Below are 11,289 nucleotides of genomic sequence, written 5' to 3'. Positions count from 1 at the left end.
GCAAACGACCAAATAAAATAGGGTTTGTAAAATAACCATATGGCTCCAAAACGCTGCATCATGGTATAAAAACGACTTTTTTTTGAAAATATTTCCTAAGAAATGATAGAGGCTAAAATTCAGGAATTTAAAAAATTCCAAAATCCATAAATTATCGTATTTTTGGCACACAATTTAGAATGGTACATGTTAGATAAATTACAAATAGTAAAGCAACGTTTTGATGAGGTTAGCGATTTAATCATCCAACCAGATATTATTTCAGATCAAAAACGTTATGTGGAGTTAAATAAAGAATACAAAGATTTACGTGTGTTAATGGACAAACGTGAGCAGTATATAACCCTTACCGAGAACTTAAAAGAAGCTGAGGACATTATTTCTGATGGAAGTGATCCCGAAATGGTGGACATGGCCAAAATGCAATATGAGGAGGCCAAAGAAGGGATTCCGAAATTGGAAGAAGAAATAAAACTCCTTTTAATACCCAAAGACCCTGAAGATTCCAAAAATGCCGTAGTTGAGCTACGCGCAGGAACAGGAGGAGACGAAGCCAGTATATTTGCAGGCGATTTATTTAGAATGTACACCAAATATTGCGAAAGCAAAGGATGGAAAGTGGATACTGTGGATTTTAGCGAGGGCACCAATGGTGGGTTCAAGGAAATTCAGTTTGAGGTGACTGGCGAGGATGTTTATGGCACCTTGAAATTTGAAGCAGGTGTGCATCGTGTACAGCGTGTGCCACAAACAGAAACCCAAGGACGTGTGCATACAAGTGCTGCTACTGTTATGGTGTTTCCGGAAGCTGAAGAGTTTGATGTGGAAATCAACCCAAAAGATGTACGAATAGATTTTTTCTGTTCGTCTGGACCAGGAGGACAGTCGGTGAACACAACCTACTCGGCTGTGCGATTAACACATATTCCCACAGGATTGGTGGCTCAATGTCAAGACCAAAAATCACAGCATAAAAACAAAGAAAAAGCGTTTAAGGTATTGCGCTCCAGATTATACGATATCGAGCTGGCCAAAAAGCAAGCCGAAGATGCTGCCAAACGTGGCTCTATGGTAAGTTCAGGAGATAGAAGTGCCAAAATTAGAACTTACAATTATCCTCAAGGACGTGTTACAGATCATAGAATTGGTTTAACCCTTTACGATTTGCAAAATATAGTAAATGGAGACATACAGCGTATAATAGATGAGCTTCAGTTGGCTGAGAATACAGAAAAGTTAAAAGCAAATACAGATATTATTTAAAACCTGGCCTCTTAATTGAGGCTTTTTTTATAAGATGACAACACAGCAACTCACAGAACAAATCAGAAAAAAGAAATCCTTTTTGTGTATTGGATTAGATGTTGATTTAAACAAGATCCCTCAACATCTATTGCAGGAAGAAGACCCTATTTTTGCTTTTAACAAAGCCATTATAGATGCCACACATCAGTTGTGTGTGGCTTACAAACCCAATACTGCCTTTTACGAAGCTTATGGGTTAAAAGGATGGAAATCTTTAGAGAAAACCATTCAATATCTCAATGCAAATTATCCAGAAATCTTTACGATAGCAGATGCCAAAAGAGGCGACATAGGAAATACCAGCAGCATGTATGCCAAGGCTTTTTTTGAAGATTTGGGCTTTGACAGTGTCACGGTAGCTCCTTATATGGGCAGGGATTCAGTTGAGCCCTTTTTGGCTTTTCATGACAAGCACACCATTATGTTGGCCTTAACGTCCAATGCAGGCGCATTCGATTTTCAAACGCTAAAGGTCAATAATAAAGAATTATATAAAGAAGTTCTTGAGGTGTCTAAGACCTATAAAAACTCTAGGAACTTGATGTATGTGGTTGGAGCAACCAAAGCCACGTTTTTAGCAGACATTAGAAAGATTGTTCCAGATAGTTTTTTGTTGGTGCCAGGAGTTGGTGCTCAAGGTGGAAACCTTCAGGATGTCTGTAAGTATGGATTAAACAAACATGTTGGCTTACTTATAAACTCTTCTAGAGGCATCATTTATGCTTCCAATCAAACGGATTTTGCTCAAGCAGCTGCAAACAAAGCCAATGAGCTTCAACAGGAAATGGAAGTGATTCTCAACAGTCAATCCTAGAAGTGATAATGACGTGGGATTTTTTTTGTTTAATTAAGAGATTGGCACAGAAAAATTTAAATTTTATTCGCAATGACAATAGTGGACCAACTAAATAGAACAATTCAAATAATGCATGTCCCAAAACGGATTGTGTCTTTAGTGCCATCCCAAACAGAATTGTTATGCGATTTAGGTTTGGAGCCTTCCCTTGTAGGCATTACAAAATTCTGTGTGCATCCAAAACACTTACTCTCCGACAAGCAGGTGGTTGGAGGTACCAAACAGGTGCATTTCGATAAGATAAAAGCGCTTCAGCCAGATATCATTCTTTGCAACAAGGAAGAGAATACCCAAGAAATGATAGAGGTTTTGGAGACCATAGCTCCCGTTCATATTAGCGACATTCATACCCTTGAAGATTGTTTGGAATTGATACACATGTATGGCAACTTGTTTACAGTGGAAGATAAAGCAGGGAAACTAGTTGCAACCATAAAACAGGAACGACTAAAATTCCAGGAGGATATCAAGGGCTTAGCTCCATTAAAAACTGTTTATTTTATTTGGAAACATCCATGGATGGTAGCCGCAAACCACACCTTTATCAATAACTTGATGCAGGAAGCTTTATTTGAAAACCTGTTTCAAAACTTAGAGAGGTATCCAGAGATTGATTTGGATAAAGATATCGATGGGCAGGTTGAAGTTATCATGCTTTCAACAGAGCCATTTCCGTTTAAAGATTCGCATGTAACAGATATGAAAAACAAGTTTCCCCAGGCAAAGGTGTTATTGGTAGATGGCGAATTGTTTTCTTGGTATGGTTCTAGATTGGCAAAATCTTTTGAATATTTTAAAGCGCTAAGGTTTGAATCTTTAAAAGGATAAAGACTTTTAGCACTTAAAAAAAACAAGTAATTACAACAAGCGTTGTTTGGCAGGTTCCCTGTTTAGATACTTTAACCTGTTCAGTTTGTTTAACAACTTGATGGCTTTAAATTCCGAAATGTCGCTCAAGGCACAATCTGTTTCGCGTAGGTTGTATGCCTGCTCAATGAGTTGTTTGTAACGATTCTGTAACTTGATTTGGTTTTGTCTGATTTTGTTTACATTTTCCATTGCTCACACCTTTGAATAATAAATATATTTAAAATTATATAAATCAGCAAGTTAACAATGTGTTAATTTTGTGTTTTGTTAATAAAAAAAAATCGATTCAAGTAGAATCGATTTTTTTAACTAACTAACTAACTTAATTCAAATTCTCCACAAGACGCGTGAAATTTTCTTTTTTGAAATAAAATCAATACAAAGATGGTGTTTTTTACGAGGTTTTATGTTAGCTAAATATCAATAAAACTTAAAGTTTAAATTAATGCGATAATGCCGATTAATCCTGAAGGGCAAAAACCTGTTTCAGTAAATTGGTGGTCCTGGAAGTGTATTTGGTTCTAATCTCTTTTTCTTCCACGGCAATCATTTTGTAAACCCCTTTTAAGGCTTCTTGAGTCACATAATCGGTTAAATCTGGGTTTACATTGGATGTAAATGGAACAGCGTTGTACTTATTGATTAAATTGGACCAGATTTGATCGGCTCCCACTTTTTGAAACGATGCGTTTATAACCGGATGGAACTCGGTATATAACGCTGCTTCTGTTTTGCCTGCCAAATAGCGTGTAGCGGCATCGTCATTTCCCAATAGAATGGTTTTGGCATCGGCAAAGGAGATGTCTTTTACAGCGTTTACAAAAATAGGGGTAGCAGTGGCTACGGCATCTTCGGCTGCACGATTCAAGACTTTCAAGCCTTCATCTGCCAAGGATCCCAGTCCAATATCTCGAAGGGTCTTGTCTACTTTTTGCAACTCTTCCGGGAGTAGGATTTTCACTAAGTCGTTTTTATAAAACCCATCTGTTTGGGTAAGTTTGCTTACTTGTTTTTCTATGCCTTGATCCAAGGCTGCGCGTAAGCCAGCTGCAATCTCGGTATTGCTGATGGTTGAGGTGCTTTCCGGTAATTGGTTGACAGCCTCTTGTAATTCGGCACAAGAGAACAGAGTCATACATACTAATAAAACTGTACATTTTTTAATCATGGTATCTTTTTTTGACAAATATACCATGATTGATTTTAAAATACCATAAAAGATTATAAACTCAAACTAATATGGTGGTTTTATTGAATATTGCTTAAATTTGTGCCACTAAAAAAATAAGATTTTATATGAAGCCTATAGCACCTTATACACCCAAACATAAAGTACGAATTGTAACTGCAGCCTCCTTATTTGATGGGCATGATGCCTCTATAAACATCATGCGACGCATAATACAGGCAACAGGTGTGGAAGTGATTCATTTGGGACATGACAGAAGTGTTGATGAAGTTGTAAACACTGCCATACAAGAGGATGCCAATGCCATTTGTTTGACGTCTTACCAAGGAGGACATAATGAGTATTTTAAATACATGTACGATTTGTTGAAGGAAAAAGGTGCTGAGCATATCAAGATTTTTGGTGGTGGAGGCGGTGTTATTTTACCATCGGAAATCAAAGAGTTGATGGATTATGGGATTGCCAGGATTTATTCTCCAGACGATGGCAGGGAAATGGGTTTGCAGGGCATGATTAATGACTTGGTTGCCCAATCCGATTTTGCAGTAGGTGATCACTTAAACGTAGAGCTGGAGGAGCTTCAAAAGAAAAACCCCAAAGCCATAGCCCGTGTTATATCTTCGGCAGAAAACTTCCCTGAGGTTGCCAAGGGCACTTTGGAACAGATACATGACAAGAATAAGAACTCCAAGACACCCGTATTGGGCATTACAGGAACAGGTGGTGCTGGAAAATCGTCTTTGGTAGATGAATTGGTGAGACGTTTTTTAATAGACTTTCCAGAAAAAACTGTTGGTTTAATTTCTGTGGATCCCTCCAAACGTAAAACAGGAGGCGCACTATTGGGAGATAGGATTCGCATGAACGCCATAAACAACCCTAGGGTTTATATGCGTAGTTTGGCTACCAGACAATCCAATTTAGCCTTGTCCAAATACGTTCATGAAGCCGTGGAGGTATTGAAAGCAGCTGCGTACGATTTGATTATTTTAGAGACTTCAGGTATCGGGCAAAGTGACACGGAAATTATAGAGCATAGTGATGTTTCCTTATATGTAATGACTCCGGAGTTTGGTGCAGCCACCCAATTGGAAAAGATTGACATGCTGGATTTTGCCGATTTGGTAGCCATCAACAAGTTTGATAAACGTGGGGCTTTGGACGCTTTACGCGACGTGAAGAAACAATATATGCGTAACCATCAATTGTGGGAAGTGAATCAGGACGAACTACCGGTTTTTGGAACCATTGCTTCGCAATTCAATGATCCTGGAATGAATACGCTTTATAAAGCAGTCATGGATACCTTGGTGGCAAAGGCTGATGCCGATTTAAAATCGACCTTTCATATTTCCGATGAAATGAGCGAAAAGGTATTCGTGATTCCACCTTCAAGAACACGCTATCTGTCTGAAATAGCTGAAAACAATCGTAATTACGATAAAAAAGCGTTGGAGCAAGTGGAAGTAGCTCAAAAGTTGTATGGGATTTATAAAACCATAGAATCTGTTTCCAATGTCATTGGAAATGAAGCGAAGCAATCTTTTCTTGACAAGAATGGGTTGAATAGTAATGGGATCCTTCGCTACGCTCAAGATGACAGTGACAAAGACTTTTTGAGCTTGTTGCTTAAAGAATTTGACCGTGTGAAATTGGATCTAGATCCTTACAACTGGGAAGTGATAACTGGTTGGGATGATAAAGTGAACAAATACAAAAATCCTATTTACTCATTTAAAGTAAGGGATAAAGAAATAAAAATTGAAACCCATACGGAATCCCTGTCCCATACACAAATTCCAAAAGTGGCTTTGCCAAAATACCAAGCTTGGGGAGATATTTTAAAATGGTGTTTGCAAGAAAATGTACCAGGGGAATTTCCATATGCTTCAGGCTTGTATCCATTTAAGAGAACAGGCGAAGATCCAGCCAGAATGTTTGCTGGTGAAGGAGGTCCAGAGCGTACCAACAAACGGTTTCATTATGTAAGTCAAGGCATGCCTGCCAAGCGTTTGTCTACAGCTTTTGATAGCGTTACCTTATACGGAAACGATCCGGATTTGCGACCAGATATTTACGGAAAGATAGGAAATGCAGGAGTGTCCATTTGCTGTTTGGACGATGCCAAAAAACTGTATTCAGGCTTTAATTTAGCAGATGTGATGACCTCTGTTAGTATGACCATTAATGGTCCAGCACCTATGTTATTGGGCTTTTTTATGAATGCAGCTATAGACCAACAATGTGAGCTTTACATTAAAGAGCATGGATTGGAACAGGAGGTTGAAGCAAAAATAGCAGCCTTATACAAGGAAAAGGGTACAGAAAGACCCAAGTATCATGGAAAACTACCGGAAGGGAACGATGGCTTGGGCTTGATGCTTTTGGGGGTTACTGGCGATCAAGTGCTTCCGGAGCAAGTATATCAAGAGATCAAAACCAAAACCATAGCACAGGTAAGAGGAACGGTTCAAGCAGATATATTAAAAGAAGACCAGGCGCAAAACACCTGTATATTCTCTACGGAATTTGCATTGCGTTTAATGGGTGACGTTCAGGAATATTTTATAGAACATAACGTGCGTAACTTCTATTCGGTTTCTATTTCAGGATATCATATAGCCGAAGCAGGAGCCAACCCAATCACGCAATTGGCTTTAACCTTATCCAATGGGTTTACCTATGTGGAGTATTATTTAAGTAGAGGGATGGACATCAATAAGTTTGGTCCAAACCTATCCTTCTTTTTCTCCAATGGTATTGATCCGGAGTATGCTGTTATAGGACGAGTTGCCAGGAAAATTTGGGCCAAGGCCATGAAACATAAATATGGTGCCAATGAGCGTGCTCAAATGCTTAAATATCATATCCAGACATCAGGACGTAGCTTGCATGCCCAAGAAATTGACTTTAACGATATTCGTACCACGCTACAGGCCTTATATGCGATATACGATAATTGCAACTCCTTGCACACCAATGCCTATGATGAGGCCATTACCACGCCAACCGAAGAATCTGTGAGACGTGCCATGGCCATTCAATTGATTATCAATAAAGAGTTAGGTTTGGCTAAGAACGAAAATCCATTACAGGGCTCTTTCATCATAGAGGAGTTGACCGATTTGGTAGAGGAAGCCGTATTGATGGAATTTGATAGGATTACCGAACGTGGAGGGGTTTTAGGTGCTATGGAAACCATGTATCAACGCAGTAAAATACAGGAAGAGAGTTTGTATTACGAAACCTTGAAACACAATGGTGAGTTTCCGATTATTGGTGTGAACACGTTTTTGAGTTCGAAAGGATCTCCAACGGTATTGCCTGCAGAGGTTATTAGAGCTACCGAAGAAGAAAAGCAGCTACAAATTAAAACCTTGGAGAATTTGCATAAAACCTATGATACAAAGGCCTTGTTGAAAGACCTTCAGCAAAAGGCGATTCATAACGAAAACATTTTTGAAGCCTTGATGGACGTTTGTAAGGTATGTTCTTTAGGAGAAATTACTACAGCTTTATTTGAGGTTGGAGGACAATACAGACGCAATATGTAAGAGAAGTAACATAATTATTATATGAAAGTCCCGGGAAGTTTCCTGGGATTTTTTTTGGAGCATCTGTAAGTAAAAGTCGATATAAAGTCGGCATATAGTCGACATATACTCGGTATATATACGGTTTATATTTGTAATAAGATAGTTTTAAATTTGATATATATTTCACGTATATATTTGATTTTTAAGGATTTTATACTAACTTTATTGAACTAAACAATATATATTATGGCAACGTATCGAGGTATTATATTTATTAAAGGGACTATAGGTGGTATTAATTTTTACGATCGTTTGGGCAAACCTACGCTAAGGGAAGGAGGAGGAGGTTTTACCAGAGAAGCTATTAAAAATAGTCCGAGAATGGTTCGGGTTCGTGAAAACAATGATGAATTTTCTGAAGCTTCACGGACCAATAAATATTTTAAGCGTTCCATAAGGCCTTTTACAATAGGGTATAAAGATGGTACCTTACATAGTAGGTTGATGCAGTTGTTTACAAGGATCAAGGATGCGGATCTGGTTTCCAAGCGAGGTGAGCGTCAGGTATCATTAGGCATGGCAACCGATACAGGGAAACACTTGTTGCAGCATTTTGTGTTTACACCCAAACGGCCCAATTTATTTCCCTGTAACTATGAATTTGATTGGAACAGCTTGACTTTACATGTTACTGGATTTCAGGCAGCTCATGCCGGTTTTCCAAAAGAGGCCTCTTATATGGAAGTGCTTTTGGGGTTGATACGTTTTGATTTTGAAACCAAAAGCTATACGCAGGTGATAGAAGCTCCTTTGATCCTAGAACGGGATTATATGGGAGATGCTTTTAGTATACCTGTGTCTGCACTGCCAAGTGGTACTGGAACAGTGTTTGCCATAGCTCGTGTGGCGTTTTACCAAATGGTAAATGGCGAAGGCTATATGTTGTCTGGAGGACATGCTTTTGGGGTCCAGGTTGTTGGGATTTAGGTGTTTTATTTAATTTGTTAAATTGAGAGGTATCTCTATTTAATTGGGCAGTTCTTTTTATTTAAAAGAGCTGTTTTTTTTTATGAGAATGGCTTTTTAGGACAGCTCACGAGCTTTAAGGGATAGCTCACGAGCTTTAAGAGGATAGCTTTCGAGCTTTAATAGGGCAGCTCGCGAGCTTTAAGCGGACAGCTCACGAGCTTTAAGCGGACAGCTCACGAGCTGTCCGTACGGGGAATTTAAATAAAATTTGTGAATCATTTTTAAATATCTGATTTTGAAAGGCATTATATAAAAATTTTAAAAGGGTGAGATATTTGGGCATGTTCTCGAGCTTTAAGAGGGCAGCTCACGAGCTTTAGGCGGACAGCTCACGAGCTGTCCGTACGGGAATAATTTTTTATATTTATTATTAATCTTTTTTAAATTTTAATTTGAAGCGCAGAAAACGAAATAGAATGAAGGGATTTGATTATTCCAGTGATAATCTATATTTCGTCACTATTTGTGTGAAGGATATGTTATGTTGTTTTGGTGAGGTTGTGGAGATGGATTGTGATGGAATGGGGGCAGGTCGCGACCTGTCCGTACGGGATGGCCTGGAAAATCATGTTGAAATCAATTATGTCATGAAATTAAATCTTTATGGTTTAATTGTTCAAGAGCGTTTAGGTTGGTTGCCTGTTCAATATCCTTATGTGGCTATCCACAATTCTGTCATCATGCCAAATCATTTGCACCTAATCCTTGAAATAGATAGTTCAAGTGTTTCAAAAGAAATAAAAATTAAATCTTTATCTAGCCTTATGGGAGCTTTTAAGACAACGGCTTCTAAATTAATACATGAAACAGGTTTTTTGGAGTTTGCCTGGCATCGCTCTTTTCACGATCATATTATTAGAGATGATAAAGCATATAAGAACATCCATGCCTATATTGATGAAAACCCCAAAAACTGGTTTGAGGATGATTTGTTTCGTTCGGTTTAAAATAGTTCCAGTTGTGTTGGTTGTGGTTCTTTGGGCACCTCGGCTCTTCCCCAAAAATTCATAATGTTTCCAAATTGTTTATCGGTTATTCTTAGCACGCTTACTTTGCCCAAAGGAGGCAATAAGCGCTTGATGCGTCTTTCGTGCACATCTGCACTTTCACTGCTGGCACAATGGCGCATGTAAACAGAATATTGCATCATGGTAAAACCATCCTTTATTAAGTTTTTTCTAAATCCAGCTGCATTGCGTCTGTCTTTAGGAGTATCGGTAGGTAAATCAAAAAATACAAATAGCCACATAACTCTATAAGCGTTTAACTCCATAATTCGGGATATTTAATTTTCTTTCTATTGCCAGCATAACATTGTTGTAAGGAACTGGCTGTTTTTTGCAATGCAACCATTAACGGGCTTTTTTCTTTTTTAAAATAAACCGTTCTGGTAAGTATCTGGAGGAGCTCAGACTTTATTGGTGTTGTAAGGTTCTGTTCATCATCTTGCTGCATGATTAGATAAACAGCTTCGTCCACTATGGGTCTAAAAGGTTCCATGATATCATCTGCCAAGGCAAAAGCATTGTATTTACTCTTATGGTGGATGCCTAAGGTATTTAGCAAACCGCTACCAGATAAGGCTCTAGCAGTAGCAGCCCTTAAAATGGCATAACCATAATTAAGAAAATTGTTTGGGTAAGCTCCAAAGCGTTCCCTTTTAAAATCGTGTTCAAAAAACGATTTCCAATAGAAACTGGCAGCTACTGCTTCCATATTTGAGGAATCTCCACTTAACACTTTGGATTCCAAAAATTCAAAGGTGTTTTTTTTGTTGGTTATTCGGTTCAATAAGATGCCTTGATTTTTAATCTTTCTCTTAATGGTTTGTTGCCATAATTGTTTTTTTAAAGGCATACTGGCATTTATTTGATGTTTAAACATTTCTTGTTGAATATGATGGCTATTTAGGTTTAGGAACATGCCATTGGGAAGATGTGAGGTATTGCAAATAATTACAGAAGTGTTGTTTTCCACAAGTAGGTTTAAGGCTGGGATGCTTACATATGTTTCGGGATTGTCTATTACCAAAAACCCTATATCTTCAATGGGAATACTCGCTTCACGTTTTTCGGTTTTTATATGAAGTTGTAGATTTTTACAAGTGACTTTGCTTTTTTGTTCTATTAAAACGGACTTTTTTAACATTGCTTTTTATTTATAATATAGATACAGATAGTTTTTGTAAAAAAATATTTCTTTATAAGGTTGATTTTTGAGGTAAACTGTCAGACTATGAAGATTTTACCGATGAATTGCGTGTGCTGATAGATAGTTTAGCAGAAATGGATTGAAAAAAATGGCATCCATTTTGCATCTTTTTTACTTGTGCCACGTCTATTATATAAACTTTAAAACATATACCATGAAACAAACAGCATGTACCTGCAACTGCGAAGGTTGTAGCAGCGGAACTTGTAAAAACTGCACTTGTGACAATTGTACTTGTGCGCATTGCAACTGTTAAGATTTGCTAAATAAGAATGAAGCAGCAACTATTTTAG

At 38.0% G+C, this 11,289-nt stretch carries 10 protein-coding genes; 6 read left to right on the top strand and 4 right to left on the bottom strand.

Annotated elements, in window-relative coordinates:
• The first annotated feature begins 186 nt into the window (after nucleotides 1-186).
• The 3 genes from prfA (at nucleotide 187) to D778_RS08600 (ending at nucleotide 2,989) form a co-directional block, all read left to right on the top strand.
• Nucleotides 187-1,263 carry a peptide chain release factor 1 gene (gene prfA, locus D778_RS08610; protein WP_007649723.1) on the top strand — a complete coding sequence of 359 codons (1,077 nt, stop codon included), beginning with the start codon at nucleotides 187-189 and terminating at the stop codon, nucleotides 1,261-1,263.
• Nucleotides 1,264-1,297: 34 nt separating this feature from the next.
• On the top strand, nucleotides 1,298-2,119 hold the full coding sequence (pyrF, locus tag D778_RS08605) for an orotidine-5'-phosphate decarboxylase (RefSeq protein ID WP_007649722.1): 822 nt from the start codon (nucleotides 1,298-1,300) through the stop codon (nucleotides 2,117-2,119).
• Nucleotides 2,120-2,191: 72 nt separating this feature from the next.
• The gene (locus tag D778_RS08600) at nucleotides 2,192-2,989 is read left to right on the top strand and encodes an ABC transporter substrate-binding protein (RefSeq protein WP_040491922.1); all 798 of its coding nucleotides are present in this window, start codon (nucleotides 2,192-2,194) and stop codon (nucleotides 2,987-2,989) included.
• A 30-nt stretch (nucleotides 2,990-3,019) separates the two neighbouring features.
• Here D778_RS08600 and D778_RS08595 read toward each other — a convergent pair whose 3' ends face one another.
• Nucleotides 3,020-3,220, bottom strand: a complete 201-nt coding sequence (locus D778_RS08595) for a Lacal_2735 family protein (protein WP_007649720.1) — start codon at nucleotides 3,218-3,220, stop codon at nucleotides 3,020-3,022.
• Between the two features lie 271 nt (nucleotides 3,221-3,491).
• The gene (locus D778_RS08590) at nucleotides 3,492-4,199 is read right to left on the bottom strand and encodes a DUF4197 domain-containing protein (protein ID WP_040491952.1); all 708 of its coding nucleotides are present in this window, start codon (nucleotides 4,197-4,199) and stop codon (nucleotides 3,492-3,494) included.
• A gap of 128 nt (nucleotides 4,200-4,327) precedes the next feature.
• Here D778_RS08590 and D778_RS08585 point away from each other — a divergent pair, with 128 nt between their 5' ends.
• The 3 genes from D778_RS08585 to D778_RS08575 all read left to right on the top strand — a co-directional run bounded on the left by D778_RS08585 (nucleotide 4,328) and on the right by D778_RS08575 (nucleotide 9,732).
• Nucleotides 4,328-7,774, top strand: a complete 3,447-nt coding sequence (locus D778_RS08585; RefSeq protein ID WP_007649718.1) for a methylmalonyl-CoA mutase family protein — start codon at nucleotides 4,328-4,330, stop codon at nucleotides 7,772-7,774.
• A gap of 228 nt (nucleotides 7,775-8,002) precedes the next feature.
• Nucleotides 8,003-8,743: a hypothetical protein gene (locus tag D778_RS14190; protein ID WP_007649716.1), complete on the top strand. Its 741-nt coding sequence runs from the start codon at nucleotides 8,003-8,005 to the stop codon at nucleotides 8,741-8,743.
• 458 nt (nucleotides 8,744-9,201) lie between these two features.
• Entirely contained in the window at nucleotides 9,202-9,732 is a 531-nt protein-coding gene (locus D778_RS08575; RefSeq protein ID WP_007649715.1) for a transposase, read from the top strand.
• Here D778_RS08575 and cas2 read toward each other — a convergent pair.
• Nucleotides 9,729-10,034: a CRISPR-associated endonuclease Cas2 gene (cas2, locus tag D778_RS08570; RefSeq protein ID WP_007649714.1), complete on the bottom strand. Its 306-nt coding sequence runs from the start codon at nucleotides 10,032-10,034 to the stop codon at nucleotides 9,729-9,731. The genes D778_RS08575 and cas2 overlap by 4 nt on opposite strands.
• Nucleotides 10,035-10,048: 14 nt before the next feature.
• A complete protein-coding gene (cas1, locus tag D778_RS08565) occupies nucleotides 10,049-10,933 on the bottom strand; it encodes a type II CRISPR-associated endonuclease Cas1 (protein ID WP_007649709.1) in 885 nt (294 codons plus the stop codon).
• Nucleotides 10,934-11,289 lie beyond the last annotated feature (356 nt).

It is taken from the genome of Xanthomarina gelatinilytica, assembly GCF_000348685.1.
Taxonomy (GTDB): Bacteria; Bacteroidota; Bacteroidia; order Flavobacteriales; family Flavobacteriaceae; genus Xanthomarina; species Xanthomarina gelatinilytica.
Note: the sequence above shows the minus strand (reverse complement) of the source record. Positions and strands in the feature narration are given on the sequence as shown.

What these genes read in the sequence shown, in the direction of transcription:
- prfA (WP_007649723.1), top strand. Translation starts at nt 187, where the DNA reads ATGTTAGATAAATTACAAATAGTAAAGCAACGTTTTGATGAGGTTAGC.
- pyrF (WP_007649722.1), top strand. Translation starts at nt 1,298, where the DNA reads ATGACAACACAGCAACTCACAGAACAAATCAGAAAAAAGAAATCCTTT.
- D778_RS08600 (WP_040491922.1), top strand. Translation starts at nt 2,192, where the DNA reads ATGACAATAGTGGACCAACTAAATAGAACAATTCAAATAATGCATGTC.
- D778_RS08595 (WP_007649720.1), bottom strand. Translation starts at nt 3,220, where the DNA reads ATGGAAAATGTAAACAAAATCAGACAAAACCAAATCAAGTTACAGAAT.
- D778_RS08590 (WP_040491952.1), bottom strand. Translation starts at nt 4,199, where the DNA reads ATGATTAAAAAATGTACAGTTTTATTAGTATGTATGACTCTGTTCTCT.
- D778_RS08585 (WP_007649718.1), top strand. Translation starts at nt 4,328, where the DNA reads ATGAAGCCTATAGCACCTTATACACCCAAACATAAAGTACGAATTGTA.
- D778_RS14190 (WP_007649716.1), top strand. Translation starts at nt 8,003, where the DNA reads ATGGCAACGTATCGAGGTATTATATTTATTAAAGGGACTATAGGTGGT.
- D778_RS08575 (WP_007649715.1), top strand. Translation starts at nt 9,202, where the DNA reads ATGAAGGGATTTGATTATTCCAGTGATAATCTATATTTCGTCACTATT.
- cas2 (WP_007649714.1), bottom strand. Translation starts at nt 10,034, where the DNA reads ATGTGGCTATTTGTATTTTTTGATTTACCTACCGATACTCCTAAAGAC.
- cas1 (WP_007649709.1), bottom strand. Translation starts at nt 10,933, where the DNA reads ATGTTAAAAAAGTCCGTTTTAATAGAACAAAAAAGCAAAGTCACTTGT.